Annotated in this window: 17 protein-coding genes; 4 read left to right on the forward strand and 13 right to left on the reverse strand. The window is 53.5% G+C overall.

The annotated features are described in order from the left end of the window. The coding region (locus H581_RS38615; RefSeq protein ID WP_211231474.1) for a hypothetical protein at nucleotides 1-214 on the forward strand (214 nt) is incomplete at its 5' end. On the opposite strand, the gene H581_RS0118690 is transcribed toward H581_RS38615, so the two are convergent. The 4 genes from H581_RS0118690 to H581_RS0118705 form a co-directional block, all read right to left on the reverse strand. Next, nucleotides 211-3039: a glycoside hydrolase family 3 C-terminal domain-containing protein gene (locus tag H581_RS0118690; protein ID WP_028611353.1), complete on the reverse strand. Its 2829-nt coding sequence runs from the start codon at nucleotides 3037-3039 to the stop codon at nucleotides 211-213. The genes H581_RS38615 and H581_RS0118690 overlap by 4 nt on opposite strands. 22 nt (nucleotides 3040-3061) lie before the next feature. Next, nucleotides 3062-5428 carry a glycoside hydrolase family 95 protein gene (locus H581_RS0118695; protein ID WP_028611354.1) on the reverse strand — a complete coding sequence of 789 codons (2367 nt, stop codon included), beginning with the start codon at nucleotides 5426-5428 and terminating at the stop codon, nucleotides 3062-3064. A gap of 436 nt (nucleotides 5429-5864) precedes the next feature. Next, nucleotides 5865-6701 carry a sugar phosphate isomerase/epimerase family protein gene (locus H581_RS0118700; RefSeq protein ID WP_028611355.1) on the reverse strand — a complete coding sequence of 279 codons (837 nt, stop codon included), beginning with the start codon at nucleotides 6699-6701 and terminating at the stop codon, nucleotides 5865-5867. A 29-nt stretch (nucleotides 6702-6730) separates the two neighbouring features. Next, the gene (locus tag H581_RS0118705) at nucleotides 6731-7807 is read right to left on the reverse strand and encodes a Gfo/Idh/MocA family protein (RefSeq protein WP_028611356.1); all 1077 of its coding nucleotides are present in this window, start codon (nucleotides 7805-7807) and stop codon (nucleotides 6731-6733) included. A gap of 190 nt (nucleotides 7808-7997) precedes the next feature. On the opposite strand from H581_RS0118705, the gene H581_RS0118715 reads away from it, so the two are divergent. Next, nucleotides 7998-8879, forward strand: a complete 882-nt coding sequence (locus H581_RS0118715; RefSeq protein WP_028611357.1) for an AraC family transcriptional regulator — start codon at nucleotides 7998-8000, stop codon at nucleotides 8877-8879. Nucleotides 8880-9204: 325 nt separating this feature from the next. Here H581_RS0118715 and H581_RS0118720 read toward each other — a convergent pair whose 3' ends face one another. Continuing rightward, the gene (locus H581_RS0118720; RefSeq protein WP_028611358.1) at nucleotides 9205-10026 is read right to left on the reverse strand and encodes a uroporphyrinogen-III synthase; all 822 of its coding nucleotides are present in this window, start codon (nucleotides 10024-10026) and stop codon (nucleotides 9205-9207) included. 155 nt (nucleotides 10027-10181) lie between these two features. Next, nucleotides 10182-11414, reverse strand: a complete 1233-nt coding sequence (gene fabF / locus H581_RS0118725) for a beta-ketoacyl-ACP synthase II (RefSeq protein WP_028611359.1) — start codon at nucleotides 11412-11414, stop codon at nucleotides 10182-10184. Between the two features lie 130 nt (nucleotides 11415-11544). Between fabF and H581_RS0118730 the strand changes: the two genes are divergently transcribed. Next, nucleotides 11545-12396, forward strand: coding sequence for a helix-turn-helix transcriptional regulator (locus H581_RS0118730; protein WP_028611360.1), 852 nt, complete (start codon nucleotides 11545-11547; stop codon nucleotides 12394-12396). Nucleotides 12397-12594: 198 nt separating this feature from the next. On the opposite strand, the gene H581_RS0118740 is transcribed toward H581_RS0118730, so the two are convergent. The 6 genes from H581_RS0118740 to H581_RS0118765 form a co-directional block, all read right to left on the reverse strand. Then, on the reverse strand, nucleotides 12595-13371 hold the full coding sequence (locus H581_RS0118740; RefSeq protein WP_028611361.1) for a DeoR/GlpR family DNA-binding transcription regulator: 777 nt from the start codon (nucleotides 13369-13371) through the stop codon (nucleotides 12595-12597). Nucleotides 13372-13477: 106 nt separating this feature from the next. Further along, a complete protein-coding gene (locus tag H581_RS0118745; RefSeq protein ID WP_028611362.1) occupies nucleotides 13478-15901 on the reverse strand; it encodes an alpha-mannosidase in 2424 nt (807 codons plus the stop codon). Nucleotides 15902-16063: 162 nt separating this feature from the next. After that, on the reverse strand, nucleotides 16064-16987 hold the full coding sequence (locus H581_RS0118750; RefSeq protein ID WP_028611363.1) for a class II fructose-bisphosphate aldolase: 924 nt from the start codon (nucleotides 16985-16987) through the stop codon (nucleotides 16064-16066). A 35-nt stretch (nucleotides 16988-17022) separates the two neighbouring features. Further along, nucleotides 17023-17907, reverse strand: a complete 885-nt coding sequence (locus H581_RS0118755; RefSeq protein ID WP_028611364.1) for a carbohydrate ABC transporter permease — start codon at nucleotides 17905-17907, stop codon at nucleotides 17023-17025. Then, nucleotides 17907-18857, reverse strand: a complete 951-nt coding sequence (locus H581_RS0118760) for a carbohydrate ABC transporter permease (RefSeq protein WP_051250949.1) — start codon at nucleotides 18855-18857, stop codon at nucleotides 17907-17909. The genes H581_RS0118755 and H581_RS0118760 overlap by 1 nt, the downstream gene beginning before the upstream one ends. A gap of 72 nt (nucleotides 18858-18929) precedes the next feature. After that, nucleotides 18930-20315 carry an ABC transporter substrate-binding protein gene (locus H581_RS0118765; RefSeq protein ID WP_028611366.1) on the reverse strand — a complete coding sequence of 462 codons (1386 nt, stop codon included), beginning with the start codon at nucleotides 20313-20315 and terminating at the stop codon, nucleotides 18930-18932. A 329-nt stretch (nucleotides 20316-20644) separates the two neighbouring features. On the opposite strand from H581_RS0118765, the gene H581_RS0118770 reads away from it, so the two are divergent. After that, entirely contained in the window at nucleotides 20645-21673 is a 1029-nt protein-coding gene (locus H581_RS0118770) for a Leu/Phe/Val dehydrogenase (protein WP_028611367.1), read from the forward strand. Between the two features lie 752 nt (nucleotides 21674-22425). Here H581_RS0118770 and H581_RS0118780 read toward each other — a convergent pair. After that, on the reverse strand, nucleotides 22426-23208 hold the full coding sequence (locus H581_RS0118780; RefSeq protein ID WP_036718817.1) for a phytanoyl-CoA dioxygenase family protein: 783 nt from the start codon (nucleotides 23206-23208) through the stop codon (nucleotides 22426-22428). Between the last annotated feature and the right edge of the window lie 116 nt (nucleotides 23209-23324).

Raw genomic sequence — 23324 nt, forward strand, 5'->3', positions numbered from 1 at the left:
TTCAACGGCATTTCTGCCGTTCATTCGCGCGTTACCCTGCATTTTGTATGGTGGATTGCCGATCTTTCGGGAAGTGAAACGCATGAAGTTCCCAAAACTCTATCCACAATTCTTAGGGTTATATAATTTCCAAAAAAAAGAAAAAAGAGCTGTTCAAGCCGCATTTACTGCGGAGGAACAGCTCTGTCACCAGAACGTATACTCGCGTTATTAAAGCATACGGAAGCTGCTTAGCTTCACGCTGCCGCTGAGCCCGATAACGAAATCGCCTGCGGGATTTGCATAAGGCAGCTCCATTCTAACGGTCTGCCATTCTTGCTCGCCGCCCGCTTTAACTGCACATGAACCGATAACATCGCCCGCTTCGCCGCCGATGCGGACCGTAAGCTTGCCGCCCTCGGCGCCTCCGCATACCCGCGCTTCCACTCCGGCTAATCCGCCCGGCCAATCAACGCCGGCAAATTTAATCCAGCCCTCGGCTCCGGATAGGCGAACGCATGTACCGCCTTCCTTGCTCTCATCCAGATAAACGCCCGAGTAATCGTCATAGTTTTCCGCACGGGTCTGCAGGGTCAGATTCCTTGCGGGAATCGTCTCGCCGGCAATCCGGATGGACGCGGAAGCCAACACGACCGCCGACGAACCCCCCGCCATAAACGTATAGTCTGCCGTCTCCAGACAGAAACGGTCGCGGGTGACGTCCCACATCGCCAGTTCTTCGGCCGGAACGACGAGCTGAACCGCTTTGGTCTCGCCCGGCTGCAGGGTTACGCGCGTAAATCCGACCAGCTTCTTCAGCGGCCGCTCAACTCTGGAGCCCTCTACCCGAACATACAGCTGGACGACCTCGTCTGCCGTTACGCCGGATTCATTCGTCACCTGAAGCGCTGCGGTCACTCTTCCGTCTATGCTGTCTGCGTTATTCGTCAGTTCAAGATCACCGTAGCGGAATGAGCCGTAGCTCAGGCCGTGACCGAACGGATATAACGGTTCGCCATCGAAGTACAAATAGGTCCGTTTTCCTTTTATAATATCGTAGTCCATCAGATCGGTCAGCTGCTCTTCGGATTTGTACCATGTCATATTCAAGCGGCCGGCAGGCGAGTAATCGCCGAACAGCACGTCGGCAAGCGCATTGCCGAGTTCTTGTCCCGCATGCGACAAGTAGACGACCGCCGGAATTTGTCCGTTCACCTCGTTCATCGCGAACGGGTAGCTGCCGACGACAACCACGACGGTATTCGGATTCGCCGCATATACGGCGCTGATCAATGCGTTCTGCGAGGCTGCCAGTTCCAGGCTCGGACGGTCGATTTCCTCTTTGCCGTTAATGAGCGGATTGTTGCCGACGATGACAACCGCCGTATCTGCGGTCTTCGCCGCTTCCACCGCTTCCGCGATGCCGTCCTTCACGATATCCTTCATGAACAGTTCTTCCGTGCCGATCGTTCCTTCTTCCTTTACTTGAAGAGAGCCCGCTCCTGCGTTCGGAGCCGTTACCGGCTTGCCGTTCCAGGTTCTGATCGCGAACCGGTTGTCACCGTGCTCTTCAAGCTTGAATACCTCTTTCACGAACCAGCCGAAAGCTTCTTCAGCCGCCGCGGCGATGTTCACATCGTCGGCGCTTGTCAGCAGCTTGCCGGATGTCTGGTTCTCCAGCGTATAGCTGCCCCAGCCCCAATCGGTCACTTCGAAAATATCGCCATCAGCAGCCGTGCCGGCTGCCTGCAATTTGTTCCCGTTTGCCTCAGAAGCCTTCAGCGCCTGTCCGTTGGCTGCCGATCTTAGAACAATGCGGTCGCTGCCGCTGCTGTACGTGACCGTTTTTCCTTCCAGCTTGCTTCTAATGCCCTCAAGAGGCGTAACCTTATACGGCAGCGAGCCCGAGTACCAGTCGCGGTATACGACATCGGCAAGCGGCCCGATCACCGCCACGCTGCTTAGCTTCTCTTTGTTAAGCGGCAGCGCTCGGTTCTCGTTCTTGAGCAATACGATCGACTCGCGCGCAGCCTGCAGCGACAATTGGGCATGCTCCGGCGCGCACAGCTTCGATTCAGGCACATTCGCATATGGAACCTGTTCCGCCGGGTCGAATTCGCCGAGACGGAAACGGACGCGGAAGGTGTTGGTCAGCGCCTTGTCCAAATCCTGCTCGGATAGAAGGCCTTCCGCCAACGCTTCGCGGATCGCGGCGCAGGATTTGTCCTTGTCATCCGTAATGCTGTCGATTCCCGCTTTAATCGAATGCGCAACCGCTTCTTTGTAGTTGTCGTAATAGCGGTGATCGTTCACGATACCGAGCAAATCGCCCGCATCGCTGACGATGAATCCGTTCATGCCCCACTCGCCCTTTACCACCTTATTGACATCCTCATGCAATATCGTCGGCGTGCCGTTGACGGAATTATACGAGGTCATCATGGAATGCGCCCCGCCTTTCACGAAGGCAGGCTTGAACGCGGCTTGATAATATTCCTTCATATTGCGCGGATCGATGCTGGCCGAGCAGCTGCCGCGGTTAATTTCATTATTGTTCCCGATAAAATGCTTCAACGTCGCCACCGCTTTGAAATATTGCGGATGATCGCCTTGAATCCCTTGGACGAGCGAAGCCGTCAGCTCGCCGGTAAGCTTCGGGTCCTCGCCGTAGGCTTCCTCGGTGCGGCCCCAGCGCGGATCGCGCTCCATATCGACGGTCGGCGCCCAAAGCGTCAGCCCGTTGATCTCGGGGTTTCGCTGGAAGTAGACGCGTGCTTCGTCTCCGATAACAGACCCGATTTCCTTCATCAGCTCGGGATTCCATGTACAACCGAGGCCGACCGGCTGAGGGAACGTTGTCGCTTCGCCAAGCCATGCCATGCCGTGCGCTGCCTCGGTGCCGTGTTTATAAGCTTTCACTCCGAGACGCTCGATCGCGGGCTGGTACTGTACCATCGATTCGATTTTTTCTTCGAGCGTAAATCTGGACACAAGATCAGTTACCCGCTCCTCGAGCGGAAGCTGAATATTTTCAAACGGAAACCGTGTATTCGTCGTCATGTTCGGTTACTCTCCTCTTCTTTCATGGTGTAAGCTCATACCATTCCTTCTCTTTCGTCGCGAAAGGCTTAGTCCCATCGATTACCGTACCGTCCGGCAACCGGACCGACACCCCGTCCTTGCAGCCAATGCTGCAATCCGAGCCGTGCGTGGAATAGACGCGCCCCGCTTTCAGCTTGCCATCCGCCCATTCGATATCCACGACAAATCCGCCTCTAGCCTTGAGGCCTCTAACGAACCCGTTAGGCCATGCGGATGGAAGAGCGGGAAGCAGTTCAATCCGGCCCAGATGGCTTTGCAGCAGCAGCTCGGCAATGCCCGCCGCGCCGCCGAAATTGCCGTCGATCTGGAACGGCGGATGGTCATCGAACAGATTAGGGTGCGTCGAACGCGCGAGCAGCGTATGGATAAAGCGGTAAGCCGTCTCGGCATCCTCCAATCGGGCGTACAAGTTGATGAGCCAAGCGCAGCTCCAGCCTGTGTGGCCTCCGCCGTTCCGGATCCGGCTCGCAAGCGACAGTCTTCCCGCCTCAAGAAGCGCCGGCGTTGCTTCCTTATTAATCGACGTCCCCGGATATAACCCGTAGAGATGAGACACATGCCGATGGCCCGGCTCATGCTCCTTGAACAGCTCATGCCATTCCTGCAGCAGCCCGCCTTGCGATATTTGCAGCGGCGGTATTTTGGCAAGCGCGCCTTCGATCCTTTCAACCAGCTCCTTATCCAGCTGGAGAATGCCCGCGGCCGTTACGCAATGCTCGAAGAGCTCGCGGATAAGCGTAATATCCATGGCCGACGACTCCGCTACGCTGCTTACCCCGCCGTCCGCAGTAACGAATTTGTTCTCCGGAGACGTCGAAGGCGAGGTAATGAGCCGGCCTTCCCCGTTGTCATGCAGCCAGTCCAAGCAAAATAACGCCGCGCCCCGCATGATCGGATAAGCTCTTTCCCGCAAGAACGATTCGCTCGGATTAAATAAATAATGCTCCCATAAATGCTGAGTCAGCCACACGCCGCCAAGCGGCCAGAAAGCCCAGCTCGGATGGCCCGCGGTCGGTGTGGATGTGCGCCACAGATCTACATTGTGGTGAGCGGCCCAGCCTTGGCTGTTGTAATGAATGGCTGCCGTACGCGCGCCGTTGAGGCTGAGCTCCTCGATCATTTGGAACAAAGGCTCATGGCACTCGCTTAAATGACCGGTTTCCGCCGGCCAATAGTTCATTTGCGTATTGATATTCGTCGTATAATCGCTGTTCCAAGGCGGTTGGACGCGGTCATTCCATATTCCCTGAAGGTTCGCCGGCTGCGTTCCCGGCCGCGAGCTTGCCATCAGCAGGTAACGTCCATACTGGAAATATAACGCCTCCAGCTGCGGATCTCGCCCCCCCTGCTTGTAGGCTTCCAACCGTTCATCCGTGGGCAGCAGCCCGTTCGGCGATTGCCCGAGGTTAAGCTGGACGCGGCGGAACATGCTGCGGTGATCGCGAATATGGCGCTCGCGAAGCTCCTCGTAACCGAGCGCCCTCGCCTTGTCCAGTATGCGGTTGTTCGTTTCCCGCAGCCTGTCTTCGCTCTTATCCGGCTGGCGGTCAAATCCCGCGAAGCTCGTAGAGGCGCTTAACATAAACGTTACCGCGCGCGCCCCGCGTACCGACAATTGATGGTCCTCGCCGACGGATGCCGTTCCCCCGTCCGTCATGACCTGAAGGCCGACCTGGAACGTTATGCCGCGGTCCGCTTCATATTGAACGGAGAGCGGATGATCGCCTCTATAATTGTCCGCCACATGGCTGGGACACCGCCCATGCAGCACGATGACGCCGCCGTCTTCCGCGGAAAGCGCGAACTGCACCTGCGACTCGAGCGCCGCAGTCAGCGAAAGCTGTTCATCGCCTTCCGCTTCATACCTCACGCACAGCACCTGATCCGCTGCGCTGACGAATGTCTCGCGCCGGTATTGCGAATTGCCGATTTGATAGCTTGCGGAAGCGATCCCGGTATCGATGTCAAGCATGCGTCTATAGCTGTCCTGTACTAGCGCGCCATTCCCTGCATGCTGCTCCACATACAGATCGCCCATCGGCTGGTATGATTCCGTATTCGTGCCCAGCATCTTGTCCTCGATCAGCTTCTCCGCCTCGACGAACCGTTTCTCCGCGATGAGCTCGCGGGAGCGCTTCAAATAGCGCAGCGCCTCGTAATTGTTCGTATCGCGCGGAAAGCCCGACCATAGCGTATCTTCATTTAATTGAATGCGTTCCTTCTCCAGACCGCCGAATACCATGCCGCCAAGCCGGCCGTTGCCGATCGGCAGCGCTTCTTCCCATTTGGCTGCGGGCTGTTTATACCAGAGTGTCCACGGATGCTCCTGATATCTACCTTGTTCCATATTCGTTGTCTCCTGTTATCGTTTTCATTTTTTAGTTGGATAACGGTCATTATATATCATAACGGAATCTTCTTCCTGTGCAGTACCCGTAAGATTTCACGAAAATTCATATCATAATTAGTTCTTTTCATTCTATATAAGTTGAAATATAGATTTACATCAGCTGTTATCGCCGCGAGAGCAAATCATTCTTACGATCGCTGTTCCAGCCAAATTTGAATAGGCAACCCTAGTCAGGGTAACCATTTGGACTGCAAAAAACGGCCACTTCGTTTCTCCAATTTGCTCTCTCCGCTCTGCTCTCTCCGCTCTGCTCTCTCCGCTCCACGCTTTCGTTTCTTTCGTTCAACTTATATAGCTGAATAGCAAAAGCTGTCCGTTAAAGGATTCCCGGATACCCGGATTCCCCAATCGGACAGCCTATTCTACTGTATGCTTACAAGCCTGCTGCGCCAAACACCTTGTCAAACCCGGCCTTGGAGCGTTTGATCAGCTCTTCGGGCGTTTGATTCGGCGCTTCGGCCGTTAAAATTTCCTGCGACACGGCTCCCTTGTAGCCGATGCTGTGAAGCGCCTTCAGAAACCCCGCCAAATCGATAACGCCTTCGCCCGGATAAATACGGCCGTTGTCGAGCGCTTCCTCTACCGGAACGTCCGGCGCATCGTTAATATGAACATGCACGATCTGATCGGCGCGGAGCGCTTCGATATCGGCTACGGTTAAGCCGTTCGTGTACCAATGGTAAGCATCGAACAGAAGACCGACGTTGCTTTCTCCGATAGCCCCGATCCAGTCCAGCGTTTCCTCGAGCGTCCAAATAAACGGATTTGCAGAGCGCGTGCGCAGATGATGCGGCCCGACAAACTCGAGCCCGAGCCGAATGCCGTAAGCGCCGAGAATTTGCGCGCATGTGCGCAGGCGGCGAGTAGCCAGCGCCATGAAATGCGCAGCCTTTAAATCGGTTGAAGGCAGAATGTACGTGCAGCAGCTGGTACAACCGAGAGCCGCAGCCGCTGCAGCCGTCGAAGCCAGCTTTTGCACACCTTCAAGGAAGGCCTCTTCCGTCGTTCTCCATTCGACCGGCAATCCGATCGCGCCGATGACGACTCCGTTCTTCGACAGCAATTCACGGGCCTTCTCCGCCCCATGGCGCTGCACGAGCGCAGATGCGTCCAAATCCACCGCCTGAAATCCGTGCTCAGCCGCAAGCTCAATGAAACGCTCATCGCTTTCGATGCGGCCGAGCCCGGCACCTGTCAAACCTCTTAACATGCCAATTCCCCCTCGCTTTTCATTTCGAATCAGATCGTCCAATCGAGCTTCACTTCATTGCCCGTACGTGAAGATTCGTAGATGGCATCCAGCACGAGATTGTTCGTAAATCCGGTCAAAGCCGACGTAATCGGCTGCTTGCCCTCGCGAATGCATGCCAGGAAATGCCGGCTGAGGCGCGCCCGCTCGCCTTCATCGTTCTCGGCTTTGCGCAGCTCGGTCTCGATCGGACGGTCGAATTTCTCCGTCAGCAGCTTGCCCTGAGAGCCGCGGTAGCTGGCGCCTCCCTCTGAGCCCATCAAGTGGATAAACGGCGTATTATCCGTATCCATATGAACGGCCCAGCTCACTTCAAGCGACAACGTGCTGCCGTCCTCCATCTTGATCAATGCCGTCGCCAGATCCTCTACGTCGTAAGTGCCCTCCCAGTTCGGCTTGCCCCATGTGCCGATTCCTTTGCGGCTCGGGCCGAATTCCGCGTAAGTCGCCCCGTATACGGATACCGGCTTCGGATTGCCCATCAAATACAGCGCAAGATCCAGCATATGCACGCCGATATCGATTAGCGGTCCGCCGCCGGATTGATCCATTTGCGTAAACCAAGTGCCCCAGCCCGGTATGCCTTTGCGGCGGAACCAGCCTGTTTTGGCCGTATAAATTTTGCCGAGCTCGCCGCGCTCAACCTGTTCTTTAATTTGCATCGGCACGGATTCCCAGCGCATCTGATGCCCGACCATCACGACGCTGTCCGACGTTTGGCTAGCTTTCAAAATTTGCTTGGCAGCTTCGCCGTTAATGCCCATCGGCTTCTCCAGCAGCACATGCTTACCTGCTTCAATCGCCTGAATAGCAAGCGGAGCATGGAATTGGTTCGGCACGCCGATTATGACAGCGTCTACATCCGAACGCCGGATCAGCTCCTCCGGAGACGCCGCGACGCCTGCGATGCCGTACTGCTTCGCCTTCGCTTCGGCAAGCGGCAGATAAGCATCCGTTATGGCTGTAATTTCGCACAAATCGGATAGTTTTGAGAACTCATTGGCGTGCACTCCGCCAATATTGCCTGCGCCTATAATGCCGATTCTGATTTTATCGTTAGCTATCAATGAAATTCCTCCTGCATCAATTTTCGAAGGAAAGACTTTGCAAAGGCAAAACCTCGCTTCGTAATCATGAGCCAAATGTTTTGCAATAGCAAAATCTCAGCTCCCGTTATTTATGGTAGAATAAACGGTGACGGAAAGCGTGCTTGTTTTTCGAAATAAGTCTCATATTTTCGGAGGAATCCAATATTTTATGACCTACATACCCGCATATCTGAAAACGTATCCAAATATGAATACATCGTCTCCGCTGCATATAAGCATGAACCGTCTCTATCACGGGTTCCGGCCTCATCGCCACGATTTTTTGGAATTTTCCTTTGTCGTTGACGGAAGGGGCTCGGAATCGATCAACGACGACCGCCATCAGATGCTCCCCGGCACCTTCACGTTCGTGCTGCCTTACCAGGTCCATGAGCTGTTCACGGAGCCGGGCAGCACGTTGGTGCTGTATAACTGCATGTTCAGCATGGATCTCTTGCTGGAGCCGGGGCAGGATGACGGCTTGATGGATCTGATCGGCGAGCATACGCTGCCGCCTTTCGCACAGCTAAGCGGTACGGAAAACGAGCGCATGCTCTTTCTTGTCGAAGATATGTACCGCGAATATAACGGTCAGGAGCCTTGGCGCCGTACGATGCTCCAGGTCAGGCTGAAGGAAATTTTAGCCAGCTTCGACCGTTACCGCCGGAAGACAGCGCCCGGACAGACCGCCGCGAATCCGTTCTCCAAGTCGAGGACGTCCGTCTGGCCGATCATTCACCATATCCATCGTCATTACCAGGATGAGCTGGCCTTGTCCGACTTGGCGAACCGCTTCTCGCTCAGCGTCTCCCGAATTAGCGAGGTCATCAAGCTGACGACGGGTCAAACCTTTGTCCATTTTCTCCATGACCTGAGGCTGAGGCATGCCTGCAGCCTGCTCGTCTCCACCGACATGAGCGTTGCGGAAATCGCGCTCGAGGTTGGTTACGGCTCCTACAAAACATTTTCCCGCATCTTCCGCGAGACGAAGGGCGTCGTGCCGAAGGAGTATCGGAAGACGAAGCTGTCTCAGCAGAAAATGCAGCCCTAGCGGCAAAAGAAGGGCTTCCCCTACGCCGGCATGCAGCCGTAATGGAAGCCCTTCTTGCGGTAATGCGTCATTGGAAGACGGATAGAATGACAAATAAGATAGCTAGCAATGCGTAAATCACAAGCGACACGATCATCAGGGTCCGCTTACTCACAGCGCTACTCTCCTTCCAGCACCGATTGGGCTATACACCATTATTGTATGTGCGTCGGGACAACGCGGAAATTGTCCGACTGAGAAAAATCGTCTATAGGCGTCATGGAATGAAGAGCGGACGCTTAACCTTCCTGTATCATCCATATGCGTACCCTGCCGATCGAATACCTTAGTCGCTGCTTCTTTCGTAATAATGGGCGATTTCGATAATTAAAGCGCCCATCCGTTCCGTTTCCGGCACAAGGATGCGCCGGATGCCGCGCGTCTTGAGCGCCTGTGCCGTGACCTTGCCGACTGCGCCAGCAAGCGCATGCTGATCGAAGGCTTCAACCAGCCTGTCGGCTTGCCTCATGCGATCCGCATATTGAAATAAATAATGCACCTGAACCGCTGTCGTGAAGCAGACGGCATCAACCTCCCCAGCCAGCAGCTCGGTCATTAATTGCTCCAGCGTGCTCTCCTCGGGGGGAACAACCCGATAGGGCAGCACCGACTCCACGCTTGCCGCGCCATTCTTCTCAAGAAAACGGACCAGCTCGGGCGCCGGTTCTCCATGCAGTTGAATCCATACGCGCTTTCCTTCAAAATCTTGCGCCGCCAAATTATCGATCAGGCCATGCATCGTGCCGTCAGCATCGCTTACAACCGCCGAAAGGCCCGTTCTATTAAGAAAAGCCGTCGTCTTATAACCTCTTGACGCGATCTTCGCTTCAGCCAATGCCGCCAAAACTTCCTCCTTAATACCGAGCTTCTCTGCGGCGTTCAGAATACTGTCCGAGCCCATGCCCGTCGTCAAGATAACCCAATCCGCCCCATGCTCCGCAAACCGCCTCAGCGGCTCCTCCAGCAAGGCTTCCTCAAACAACGTCAGCCCCTGCAGGGAACGGACGATCGGCGTTCCGCCCTGCTTCTCCACGATTAAACCCATTTCATCCGTCTTCCTCGATCCGGCGATTACAATCCTCTTATCCTTCAGTGCTGGTGTCCCCATGGCGCTTCCTCCACCGTACTCTCCGTTAAATTTGACAGAAATCGGGCATCTGTCCTGCATAAAATGTTTTGTATTCACTATATCCTTTGATGGCGTTCGGCACAACAAACAAACATTTCATGTCCGGCGGCTGAGCCCGGCCGGCAGAGTTAGGCTTAATATTTTTTTAGAATAATAACCGCATTATGGCCGCCGAAGCCGAAGGAGTTCGACATCCCGACTTCAAGCTTCGCTTCGCGAGCCTGATTCGGCACATAATCCAAGTCGCAGGCAGGATCCTGCTCCTCTTGATTAATCGTCGGCGGGATGATGCCCTCCTGCAGGCTCTTGATCAGCGCGATCGCCTCCGCCCCGCCTGCCGCTCCTAACATATGGCCGGTCATCGATTTATTCGCCGTGACGGGAACGCGGTACGCATGCTCGCCAAAAAGCTTCTTGATCGCGGCCGTTTCCGATTTATCTCCGATATCCGTGCCAGTCGCATGCGCGCTGATGACGTCGATTTCCCCGGGCTGCAGGCCAGCCTCGCGCAGCGCATGCTTCATAGCCTGGTACGCCCCGATGCCTTCCGGATGGGTGGCGACCATATGGTAGGCGTCGGAGCTGTTCCCATAGCCGATAACCTCCGCGTAAATGCGCGCGCCTCTCTTCCGCGCGTGCGAGAGTGACTCCATGACGAGGATCCCGGCTCCCTCAGCCATAACAAAGCCGTCTCTCGCCGCATCGAACGGCCTGCTCGCTTTCGCCGGTTCATCGTTACGGGTGGACACGGACGTCGCATTGCCGAAACTCGCGAGCGAAATATCGGTGATGGCCGCTTCCGTACCTCCCGCAATGACCGCATCGGCTCCGCCGGACCGAATCAGACGCCAAGCTTCTCCTATTGCCGTATTGCCAATCGAGCAGGCGGTGACCGGCGATAACGTCGGGCCTAACGTTCCCAGCCGTATGCTGATGACCGCGGCCGCCATATTCGCGATCATCATCGGGACGAGCGTCGGGCTTACCCGCTCGGGGCCCCGCTCACGCAGCAGATCCGCTTGAGTCAGCAGCGTCTGTATGCCTCCTATACCCGAACCGACATAGACGCCTATCCGTTCGCGGTCCGCCTGTTCCAACGAGAGACCCGAGTCGGCAAGCGCCTGCTCGGCAGCCGCAACGGCGAATTGGCAGAACCGGTCCATCCTTCTCGCTTCCTTGCGCCCGAACAGGGCGTCTGCGTCAAAGTCGCGCACCATTCCGGCGATCTTCGATTTATGCCTTGACGTGTCGAAGCTCTCGATCGTTCCGATGCCTGAATCCCCTCTGACCAGCCGGTTCCAGAAGGTATCCACTTCATTTCCTAAAGGCGAAATGATGCCCATCCCTGTAATCACTACCCGCTCCATCGTAGATCCTCCTCTGAAATGAACTTGATGGATAGTAGTTTGTCACACTCTTTATCCTATTACAAGTTGCCGTTTATTATAGTATAATTAGTGCTACTATAATGAGGACGGAAGGAAGAAATCCGGTATGATTAACCGTGAGACCAGACTGCAGGCTTTGTCTACCTTTCTCAAAGCGAAACGCGCCCAGATCCTTCCGGAGTCCGCCGGACTCCCTGCCGGCACGCGCCGGAGAACGCCCGGCTTGAGAAGAGAAGAAGTCGCGCAGCTCGCAGGAGTAAGCTCCACCTGGTATACCTGGCTGGAGCAAGGAAGAGATATACAAGTGTCAACATCCGTACTCGATTGCGTGGCGTCTGCGCTTCGATTAAACGAGGATGAACGCAAATACTTGTATGCCCTGGCAACGGAAGCCGGACACGGATCACTGTCGCCGAAGGAGGAGTTGTCCGAAATATCGCCTTCTCTCAAGCATATTATTCAAGAGCTTCGCTTCTGCCCGACGATCATATCCGACCGGCGCTGCCAGATTGTCGGCTGGAATCAAGCCGCTTCCCATGTGTTCATGGATTTTGACCAAATTCCGGCAGAGCAGCGAAATCTCATTCAATTATTGTTTTCGAGACAGGAGTTTCGCAGATTGGCGGGAAATTGGGAGCATTTTGCAGGCGGTTTTCTCTCGATCTTCCGCGCTTATTACGGTCAATATGTACAGGATGACTGGTACGAGCGGTTTATTGCGGAGATGTCGGAGAGCCATGCCGGCTTCCGATACCTGTGGGAGCAGAGCCAGGTCAGCACAGCCCCTGACTTATTGCTTGAATTTCGTCATGCCAAGGCGGGTAAAATGCTCTTTCACCTGACGTCGTTCCAGGTGCAGGGCAGCGCCGATCTCAGATGCAGCGTCTATACCCCCGCGCCCGAATCCTTAACGGAAGCAAAGCTGAGGCGGCTGATGGACCGCAGCGGTTCGCATGAATGACGGCTCCGGCAATCTCTTGCTCAAGTGAAGAACGGCACTGCTGTACGCCCGTAAACGGTTAGGATCTGACAATTTCACGTCGGCAAAACAATCTCTATTCATTTTAAAGGCTGCCCTGTAAGCAGATAATCCGCTTACAAGGCAGCCTTTTGTTGATGCGGCTATTTTTCAATCCGGCGTCCGGCATCTGCTTGCCCTTCATACAGTTGGACAAACGATAATCTGAACGCCAACCTCTTCAATTTGCTTCAGAATATCCGGGTCGGCCAGATCGCTCGTAATCAGCATATCCACATCCTGAAAGCTGCTGAACGCAACAAGCCCCTGCTTCATAAATTTGCTGTGATCGGCGAGAATGACAACCTTCTGACCTGCTGCGATCATCGCCCTCTTTATCTCCGCCTCGTAAATATCAGAGCTGGTGAAGCCTTTGCGCAGCGAAATACCGGAGGCGCCCAGGAAGGAATAGTGCGCGTTATATTTTTGCAGCTCCATCTCCGCTTGCGGGCCGACTAAGCTCATCGATTTTTTGATCAGCTTGCCCCCAAGCACGATAATCGCCGTTTCTTCATTCTGGCTGCATTCATCCGCTACGTTCATGCCGTTCGTCACAACCATGAGATCGGATTTCTGCTTTAAATGTCTGGCCATGCACCAGGTGGTAGAGCCCGAGTCCAGAATGATGATTTGCTTCTCGCCAACGAGCTCCGCCGCTTTTTTGCCAATGGCATCCTTCTCGTCAAAATGTTGAAGCGTCCTCTGCTGGACCGGCAGGATCGACAGGTTTTCAACCTCTTCGCTCAGAATGGCGCCGCCGTAGTTTTTGACGATCAGCCCTTCTCGCTCCAGCTGATTCAAATCTCTGCGGATCGTTTCCTCCGATACGTTGAATTCTTTTACCAAATCGGATACCTTTACGCTGCGATGCTCGAATAAACGCTCTTTTATTTTATTTCTCCGTTGGATTACGATCATAACCAAGTCCCCTACATCCTTTATTTTCACTCCCAACTATGCAATAAACTATCACAATTATCAAATGATTGATATAGATTATTCAAGCTTGTCTCCATCAGCGCCTCTACCACTCCAACAGGTTCGTCTCCACAACCGGCAGTCGTTCGTCTTTCGGAATCCGGAACGTCTTAATTTCGCATGGTTCGAATCGGGCTGTGATCACCCTGTTCCACTTCGGCAGATGAATGACTCCTTCCGCCCTGGTCTTGGCCGTTTCATAGCAGCGGATAATCATATCTTCGTTATCCTCCGCCTGCTTGAGCGCGCTGACAATAATATTGTCCTGCTCCACGGAGAGGAAGCTGTCCCGCTGAGGAAGATCGCCTTCATGATAGGATTCAATGATCGTGACCGGCCCCTGATTCAGCTCCGCCGCGCGCTTGACGGTGCCCGCTTGCTCCCAGTTTCCTTCATGCGGCAGCAGCGAATAGTTGAAATGCTGTATGCCTTGATCAATGAACGAATAATGCCCGTGCGGGTCCGGCACGACGGGGTCGTGGTGGGCGTAGATCGGACTGCGGAGCACCGTCATCGCCAGCTCTTTGTTGTGAATGCTGTAGCTGTACTTGGCGTCGTTCATCAGACTTAGGCCGTATAAGGCGCCGCCGTCTCTCGTCACGCCCGAATAATCGATCCAGCTTTGCCCCGGTTCTTCCTCGCCGTTATGCTCGCGTTCGATATAGCCGAACGGAATTTCGTAGCTTTGCCGGGTAAAAATCAGGTTGACCGGGAATACCAGCTTGAGCATCTTGAATTGCTCCCGCCAGTCAACCGTCACCTTGACATCGATCTGGTCCAGCTCGCGATACATGCTGAAATCCTGCACCATGCTGGAGCTGCCGTATTCGCTCGTCACCCGAATGACCGATTTCACAGGACCGTGCTCGACCCGCTTCACGCTGACGGCTTTGAAAGCGCCGATCACCCGATTAAAGTGAAACACATTATGGCTCCATGTATCCGAATGATCTACAATGACGACCGGCCTTGCCGCATCGCCTTTGAACACCTCATTCTGAGCTTTCTTATCGAAGAGGCTGCTAATATAACCCGTCTGAGGATCGAATTCGAGCCGAAACCGGTCGTTTTCCATCGCATAATCATTCGCTTTCAGCGGCTGCACGCCGTCCCTCGGCTTCTGCGACTCAGGCAGCAGCTTGTAGACGCGATAGCCCATCGGCGGCAGATCGGCAATAAAGCTGATCCGGAATCTTCCTCCTGCCGTCGCGAGCGGTTGCACGGCCTGATAAGGGACCTGCTTGCCCGTATCGTCAACCAATACGGCCGTCTCCTTCAGTCCGCCAATCTCCAATTCCACATTCACGCTGCTGCGCCAGGAATGAGGATTGAACGCCACGATCGGCTTCATGCCTTCCTCCCGCTCGATGTTTATCCGCCAGGAAAGCGATTGAACGGCGTAATTCAGCCCGCGGTCGGCTATCGACATCGCTTCGCCATGCATATTGCGCGCATCCTCGTAGGCAGGCTCGATGCTGGTGCCGGCCAATATATCGTGAAATTGATTGAACAGCACGTTTTTCCAAGCCTGCTTATAATCCTTCGGGTAATTCTGGCCTGTCACCCAGTTGGCGATGACGGACATTTTCTCGGCGGCAATCAGCTTGTTCTCCGCTTCCCGGTTCCATTTCTTCACCCCGGAATGAACGGCATAGCAGCCGCTCGCGTGGTGCTGAAGATCGTCATGCACGACCGGAAAGGGCAGGTTCCTGCTTTCCATTTCTTCAAAGAAACGGTTAGGCGTGCTGAATTCGAGCGCTGGAAAAGCCGGGTCGGCATTCATGGCGCGGATGCTTTCGATATTTTCCTTCGTTGGGCCGCCGCCGTGGTTGCCGACGCCGTAGAAGCACATCAGCTCGTCAAATGGCTCCTTCAGCTCGCTGGCGCAGCGGATCACATGCTTGTTCAGCTCTTTGCCCCATGTGCAGTATTCGAACAAAATACGGAAGGCGAGCACGCGCGAGCCGTCATCCGATTCCCAGTGAAACAGCCTTCCGGGCAAGCCTTTCTCATTCGGCATCGGACGCATCATAATGTAATAATCCATGCCGCTTTTCTTTAAAATTTGCGGGAGCATGCCGTGATGGCCGAAGCTGTCCACGTTATAGCCGACCTTGGCCGTTACGCCGAACTTTTCTTTGAAGTAGCGCTGGCCGTACAGCCCTTGGCGAACGAACGATTCGCCGCCCGGAATATTGCAATCCGGCTGAATCCACCAGCCTCCGACAATTTGCCAGCGTCCTTCTTTAATGCGCTGCTTAATCTCCTCGAACATGCCGGCATCGTTATTTTCGACCCATTCGTAATTGGCGGCAGAGCTGGACGTAAACCTAAAATCATCCGATTCCTTCATCCGGTCGAGCGCGGAACGAAAAGTCGCCTTCGTCTCCTGAAAGCCCTCCTGCCATTGCCATAACCATACGGGATCCAAATGCGCATTGCCGATCATATGAAGCTTCTTATTTTTCACCTTTCGTTAACCTCCTCTATAGGATTCTCTGACATACCCGAGATCGCGGCGATGATACGTCATAAGCTTCAACCTTCGACCTCGTCCTTCCTTGAAAAGAAAAATGCGCAACTATGCCAAAAATCGGCGCCTGCGCATTTCTATTCCGTTTTTTTTATCCGATTATTGAACCTGATACATGTCGGCAAAGCCTTTGCTGCCCAGGAAGGAACGAATTTTATCGCTGACGGTCAGTTCGACCGCTTCCCGCCCCTGTTCAAGCTGTGAGGCTGTAAGCGCCAAGCATTCGGCATTGGTCATCCGCTCTTCCCGCCCGATAGCCTGAAGGAAAGACAACTCCAGATCGGTCGCGATGTTGACTTTGCTGACGCCGCCGCCAGGCAGACGAATCGCGCGGCCCATCATCTCCGAAGGCACGCCCGAGCCGCCGTGAAGCACGAGATGAACCGGCGTCAAAGCGCGAATGGCCTGCAAGCGGGCAAAGTCGATTTTCGGCTGCCTGACAACATAAACACCGTGAGCCGTACCGCACGACACGGCGAGCGCGTCGACTCCGGTAGCCTCAACGAATTGCTTAGCCTCATGCGGGTCGGTATACAGCTCCTCGTCCTTATCCGTCTCGATAAAATCGGTCGTGCCGATCATGCCCAGCTCCGCCTCGACGGAAACGCCCCTGGCATGCGCATAATGAACCACTTCTCTGGTAATCGCGATGTTCTCCCGAAGCGGCTTCTCGGACGCGTCGATCATAACCGAAGTAAATCCTGCGTCAATGGCATCCGCGATCGTCGACAGCGCCTTCGTATGATCCAGATGCAGCACGACGGGCACTGTAATCGAGAGACGCTCCAGCTGCGCATAAAATTCGCCGCCGAACTCCTTCGGCGTAATTCCGTAACGGTCAAGCTCCTTCTCCGAGATTTGCACGATCAGCGGTGAATTCATCGCTTGTCCCGCCTTTAATACCGGTACAATCATTGCCGTATATCTCGGTGAAAATGACCCGAAAGCAAATTGATGGGATTCCGCCATTTCAAGCGCCTGTTTTAATGTAATCACGTTGCTCCGTTTTTTCTTGTCATTCATGAATAACCGCTCCTTTTTTGTCTATTCGGCTGAGATTATCCCTTCGTTCCGGCGGTCAAATTCATCCCTTCAATAAAGTACCTCTGGAAGAACATGAACAAAGCGATAACGGGCAGCAGAACCATCAGCGATGCGGCCATCAGATAGTGCCACTGCGTCGCTTCGGTGCCCTTGAACGTTTGAAGCCCGATCTGCAGCGTGTACATCGACTCGTTGTTCACGTACAAGAGCGGTCCAAGGAAGTCATTCCACGCGCCGTTGAACGAGAAAATAGCGATTGTCGCAATAGCCGGTTTAATGAGCGGCACCATTAATCGAATCCAAATGTAAAAATGGTTCGCTCCGTCCATCTTGGCCGCATCGATCAGCTCGTTCGGAATGGACATAAAAAACTGGCGGAGCAGGAAAATAAAAAACGCGCTGCCGAACAACGAAGGAATAATTAACGGCAGATAAGTGTTCATCCACCCCAGCTTAGCGAACAAAATATATTGCGGAATCATCGTGACAAAGCCGGGAATCATCATCGTCGCCAGCACGGCGGCGAACATGACGTTACGCCCCGGAAACTTGATTTTCGCAAAGCCGTAGGCAATGAAAGCATTCGAGAATACGCTCGCAATGACGACACATACCGTAATCAAGGCTGTATTTAATAACCACCGGGTGAAATGAGCCGCAGGAGAAGTCCACGCCCGTATATAATTGTCCCAATGGATTTCTTTCGGAAAGAAGGTCGGCGGATACTGCATAATCTCCTGCATAGGTTTGAGCGATGTCGAGATCATCCACCAGATCGGTGAAAGGATAATGACGCTGCCGCTGATCAGCAGCAAGGCTACGAGCGATTTGCGGAGTCTTTCCTGAAAACGTTGGCCCTGGTAGTAGCGCCGACTCTGCGTTTGCCCCTTCGCATTCATTAACGGTCACTCCCCTCGTAATACACCCATTTCTTGGCTAATACCAAATTGATAACCGTCAAGACCATAACGATCATGAATAGAACCCATGCCATACCGGTCGCATAGCCCATATCGAATACTTTAAATGCTTTGTTCCACATGTGCAGATTGAAGAATACCATCGAATTCATCGGTCCGCCCTCGCCGCTTTCCGACATGACGTAAGCTTCCTGAAAAACCTGAAAGCCGCCGATCGTACTGGTCACGATGTCGAAGAAAATAATCGGCGTAATCATGGGCAGCGTAATGGTGCGGAACCTTCTGAATAGGCCGGCGCCGTCAATTTCCGCCGCTTCATACATCTGCTTCGGCACGCCCTGCAGGCTGGCCAGATAGAGCAGCATCCCGCCGCCTACGCTCCACAGCTTCATCAGGATAAGGGAAGGTTTCGTCCAATCCGGATCAAACAGCCATGCCGGTCCTGTAATCCCGAAAAAGTCCAGCAGCGTATTGATGAGCCCCGTTGACGGGCTGAGAAGCTGCATCCAGAGAATATAAACGCCGACGCCCGACAAGACGGCGGGCAAATAAAAGATCGTACGGAACAACCGCATGCCGGGAATGCCCTGGTTTAGCATCACGGCAAGAAGCACGGCGCCAACAGTCGTAAGCGGCACCATAAAAACGACATAATATAAGGTGTTTCCTAATGATTTCCAGAAGAGGCTGTCTGCCGTAAACATTCGGACAAAATTATCGAATCCGATAAAGTCCATCCTGGACGTAATGTTATAATTCGTGAAGCTCGCATACAGCGAGAACAGCATCGGTCCTAAAGTGATACAGATAAAGCCGATCAGCCAGGGAGAAACGAACACATACCCCTGCAGCGCTTCCCTTCGCTCAACCGTTAATCTTCTGCGCTTCGCAGGCTTCTTCAACCTGGAATCGGCTGGCGCGTTATTCATTGCGGCTTCGCTCCTTTCCTTAAAGAAACGGAGTGGCAAGCGTCTCGCCACTCCGTCGCTTCTTTTACAGGCTTATTTTTTATTGGCTTTTACTAAAGCTTCCACTTCTTTTTGCGCTTGCTCAAGCGCTTCCGAAGGTGTCTTTTGCCCTAGAAGAGCGGCGTCCGCCTGCGGGTTAAGCAAGCTGCGGAAATCCGGCGCGAATTCGGGAATCGGGAAGATTTTTGTGTCTTTCAAGTTTTTAACCGCTTCACTGTAGACCATTTTCCCTTTTTCATCCAATTCAGCGTTTGTGGCGGCTTTCTCTGAAGCTTCAATGTTGGCTACATTATCAAAGTTTTTAATTGCCCAATATTCTTGCGCTTGCACATCCGTCATAAACTTCATAAATTCCCAGGATGCTTCGGGATTTTTGGCGCCGTACGGAATTTCGATGACGAAACCGCCTCCGGAGCTGTAATGGCCCGACCCCTCTTTGAACTCCGGAATCGGTGCGATACCGAAGTTCACATCTTGACCGTAGTCGCGCAGCTGCGTATAGAAGGTTGCCGTCTGATTGATCATGGCTACTTTGCCGGAAATAAACGGATCCGCCTGCTGGCTGCCGAACTCCGCTTTAAACGCATTGACCGTGCTCTCGCCGAGCCGGGCCGTCCATTTATTAATCCAATTGAGCGCTTCCACTTTATTCGGCGTATTGATCGTTACGTTTCCTTCCTTATCGACAAAGCCGGTGCCGTTATCCGCATTGTACATCCAGCTGTCCCATCCCCAGTTGCCCCAGTTGTTCGGATAGAATCCTACCCGTTCATAACGGCTGCCGTTTTTCTTATCCAATTTGACCGCATACGCTTCCAGCTCCTCCCATGTTTTTGGAGGCGACTCCGGATTGAGTCCGACTTCGGCGAACGCATCCTTATTGTAGTAGAGGAACCTTGTATCCGTATTGAACGGCAAAGCGTAAGCCTCGCCTTCGAACTCCACCGTATTCCACAATTCCGGGAAGAAGCGGCTTTGAATGCTGTCCTTCGCCAGGAACTCGGCGAGATTGACGACTTGCTTGCTGCTGGCACGCTGTGCCACGGTATTAATATCATTGATGATGACATCCGGCGGATTGCCTGCCGCGATCGCTGCCAGGTTCTTCGTCCACACATCGCCCCATGGCAGGAATGTATGCTTCACGACAATGCGGTCCTGTGAATTGTTGAAGTCGGCGATCATCTTCTCGATGATCGGACGGCGCGTCTCGGAACCCCAGAACGTCCAGAAATCCAACTCGATCTTCTCCGCAGGCTCAGCCGGCGGATCGGTGGCCTCCTTATTTCCGTCCGTACTTGCCGGAGCGTTAGACGCATTCCCGCCGTTCCCGCTGTTTCCTCCCGCGCAAGCCGCCAAGAGCAGGCTCATAGTCAACATAACCGATAAAAGCAGCAATAATCGTTTCTTTGCTTTCATTCCGTTCGACCTCCCAGCTTTTTATAAACCACATCACTCCACACAATATTTAAAATCAGTAACCGCTTTCATATTGCTTTATGTGGTTTGTATTAATAAAATACCTCATAATCCGTAAACGGTCAATGCTGAATTTTGTAGTTTCGGCTATAAAAAAACATTTGACAACTAGGCATTCGCCTTATTAACAGCTGTTTTCCGCATGCTATCGCGGTTATTGCCATAAAGCCACATAATCCGTCAATGAAGATGCGATGTAGCCCCTTTAGACGAAGTGAATATGCTAACAACAAGAAGCGCGGCACGTTGGCTTCATAGGAGGTGTCCGTATGGACTTATGGCAACATCAATATGAGCAGCTCCTCTTCCTCCAGGATCGTTCTGTCGGGCTTAAAGCCATCATTGCGATTCACAATACCAAGCTGGGCCCCGCTCTCGGCGGCTGCAGGATGCGGCATTACGCCAGCGACGAAGAAGCCGTCGCGGATGCCGTCAGATTAGCTCAAGGCATGACCTATAAATCGGCCGTCTCCGGCCTTCCCTACGGCGGAGGCAAAGCCGTTATTCTCAGCATGCCCGGCCAGAGCCCGCGCGAACAGATCTTTTGGGCTCTGGGCCGGCATATCCAGACCCTGCAAGGACGTTATATTACCGGCATCGACCTTGGCACTGCCGTTACCGATATGGACTGGGTTCGGCTTGAGACGCCTTACGTAACCGACACAACCGGATCGCTTGGGGCCGCTGGAGATTTTACCGCAAGAATGACCGCTTACGGCGTTTTCCTTGGCATCCGGGCGTCGCTCAAACGGGTCTACGGCAGCGATTCCATTCAGAACAAAGCTGTCGCCGTTCAAGGATTAGGCAAAGTAGGGTATCAGCTCTGCCGTTATTTGAAACGCGCAGGCGCGCGATTAATCGTAGCGGACATGGATCCCTTGCGAGTGAAGAAGGCTGCCGACGACTTCGGAGCAAGCCCTCGCCGGCCGCAAGACATACTAGCCGAGCCGTGCGACGTCTTCTCCCCGTGCGCCTTAGGCGGCATATTGAACGATTTCACGCTGGGGCGGCTGGGCTGCCGCATCGTCGCGGGAGCCGCCAACAATCAATTGGCGGAGGTCCGGCATGGCGAGGAGCTCCACCGCAGCGGTATTTTGTATGCACCGGATTATGTCATCAACGCCGGCGGCATCATTGTCACCTCCGTTGAGCTGCTTGGCGGAGACGCGGCGTTAGCCCGGCAGCATGTCGAGAAAATCAATGACACGCTGACTCATGTCTTTCGCATCGCGGATGCCGAAGGGATCTCGCCCTCAGCGGCCGCCGACCGGTTGGCGGAGGTGATTCTGAAGAATTGAACTTGAGCGCTTATCCCCCAACTTTATACCCATTCGTTGAGTCTCATAATTTCCTAAGCAACAAAGATTGGGCTGTCCAAAAAGCCAATTTGCAATTTTTTTATGACCCGCTCAGATTTAAATCTTGCTTATGAAAAAGGACCTCATCCCCACTGGCAGTGGGGATGAGGTCCTTTCGCTTAATCATTGGGATGTTCCTATTCTGTGCAGACACTTGCGGGACAGCCCTTTTTATCCGTTTAATAAAAGTATTCGGTCCGTCTCTCCGCTATCTGAAGCAATCCCAGCCGTTGATCCGTGTCTCTGACTCTATCTATAATTTTGCATAAATTCATCATAGAATCGGAATCTCTTGTCGAAGAAGCCATCTGGTAGAGTGTGTTCAGACTCCCAAGTGCATGTTCTCTATTAACCGCCCCGCTCTTCAAGTTCACCAGTACCCTTTCAATTTCAGTGTTAATAAACCACAATGCCCGTTTTCTAAGATTCGAATTTTTCATCATTTACCTCCGATGTCAATGAAATGTTACATGTTAAGTATAGCCCCCTTACGGTTCAAACTCTGTCGAAGCGCGAAGTCGAATTTAACTATTTTCCGCCAATATCCGGCTTTTCCGCATCCCATGCTTGGATATTACCGCTGCCGCAGACTCAACCCCTTAACGCGGAATGGCATATAAGCTGAAACTTCCTCGTACGGCAAAAAAAAGCCATGCGAAGAACGTCCCTCCTCATGGCCTTTTCCTTTTAATCTATTCTTCGGTAATGATTTTATAATTAGGCTTTACATTTTTAAAATCCGGATTCTCGCCGCTGACCATCAGCCCCATGCCCCAGTCGATATGAGTGATTTCCGTCGGAAGATCGGAAGCGTCGCGATATTGGAACAGGACGTTGCGCCGCGTCCGTTCGCTGCGGTTGACATCGGAGCCGTGAATCGTCAAGTAATTGAAGAACAACACATCCCCCGCCTTTGCCGGGCAAGGCGTACCCGACGAGATCGGGTGCTCCTTATGGTTGAGATAATGGGCGCCTACATGCGGCAGAGGCCCCTGTTTATGGGAACCTGGCACGACGCATAAGCAGCCGTTCTCCATGTCCGCGTCGTCGAGGTGAACGCTCGCGGCCAGCATCGAATGGTCGCGATGCGGGAAATACGGATAATCCTGGTGCATCGGGAACGCCGCGCCGTTGGAAGGCGGCTTAACGAGCATTTTGGAATGATGCAGCTGAACGTTAGGGCCGATAATCTCCTTCAGGACCGCTACCATGTTCGGATGAATCACCGCGCGGGTGAACGCCGCATCATGGTAATGCACATCGTGAAAGCCTTTCAGCACCAGCTTCTTCAGCTGCTCGGGAGGCAAATAATCCCCCTGCCAGGCGTGGTTATGATCCGCTTTGGAGCATGCCGCGCGCTGGATGACTCTCTCAACCGATTCTCTCATCGCAAGAACCTCTTCTTGATTAAAAACCCCTCTTACGAGCAGATAGCCGTTTTCTTTGTAAAATTGCACATCGCTATTGTTAATCATCGTAATCCTCCCTATCGCTTTCCAGCTGTAATTATAGTTTAATTATAGACAGAGCATAGGAATCCGTATTTGTCCGGTGAAGACATTTTTTTGTACAATTACGCCAAAGGAGCCCG

Source organism: Paenibacillus harenae DSM 16969, assembly GCF_000422465.1.
Classification (GTDB): Bacteria; Bacillota; Bacilli; order Paenibacillales; family Paenibacillaceae; genus Pristimantibacillus; species Pristimantibacillus harenae.

Excerpts from the sequence above, each read along its gene's own strand:
- H581_RS0118690 (WP_028611353.1), bottom strand. The coding sequence starts at position 3,039 with ATGACGACGAATACACGGTTTCCGTTTGAAAATATTCAGCTTCCGCTC.
- H581_RS0118695 (WP_028611354.1), bottom strand. The coding sequence starts at position 5,428 with ATGGAACAAGGTAGATATCAGGAGCATCCGTGGACACTCTGGTATAAA.
- H581_RS0118700 (WP_028611355.1), bottom strand. The coding sequence starts at position 6,701 with ATGTTAAGAGGTTTGACAGGTGCCGGGCTCGGCCGCATCGAAAGCGAT.
- H581_RS0118715 (WP_028611357.1), top strand. The coding sequence starts at position 7,998 with ATGACCTACATACCCGCATATCTGAAAACGTATCCAAATATGAATACA.
- H581_RS0118720 (WP_028611358.1), bottom strand. The coding sequence starts at position 10,026 with ATGGGGACACCAGCACTGAAGGATAAGAGGATTGTAATCGCCGGATCG.
- fabF (WP_028611359.1), bottom strand. The coding sequence starts at position 11,414 with ATGGAGCGGGTAGTGATTACAGGGATGGGCATCATTTCGCCTTTAGGA.
- H581_RS0118740 (WP_028611361.1), bottom strand. The coding sequence starts at position 13,371 with ATGATCGTAATCCAACGGAGAAATAAAATAAAAGAGCGTTTATTCGAG.
- H581_RS0118750 (WP_028611363.1), bottom strand. The coding sequence starts at position 16,987 with ATGAATGACAAGAAAAAACGGAGCAACGTGATTACATTAAAACAGGCG.
- H581_RS0118755 (WP_028611364.1), bottom strand. The coding sequence starts at position 17,907 with ATGAATGCGAAGGGGCAAACGCAGAGTCGGCGCTACTACCAGGGCCAA.
- H581_RS0118760 (WP_051250949.1), bottom strand. The coding sequence starts at position 18,857 with ATGAATAACGCGCCAGCCGATTCCAGGTTGAAGAAGCCTGCGAAGCGC.
- H581_RS0118765 (WP_028611366.1), bottom strand. The coding sequence starts at position 20,315 with ATGAAAGCAAAGAAACGATTATTGCTGCTTTTATCGGTTATGTTGACT.
- H581_RS0118770 (WP_028611367.1), top strand. The coding sequence starts at position 20,645 with ATGGACTTATGGCAACATCAATATGAGCAGCTCCTCTTCCTCCAGGAT.
- H581_RS0118780 (WP_036718817.1), bottom strand. The coding sequence starts at position 23,208 with ATGATTAACAATAGCGATGTGCAATTTTACAAAGAAAACGGCTATCTG.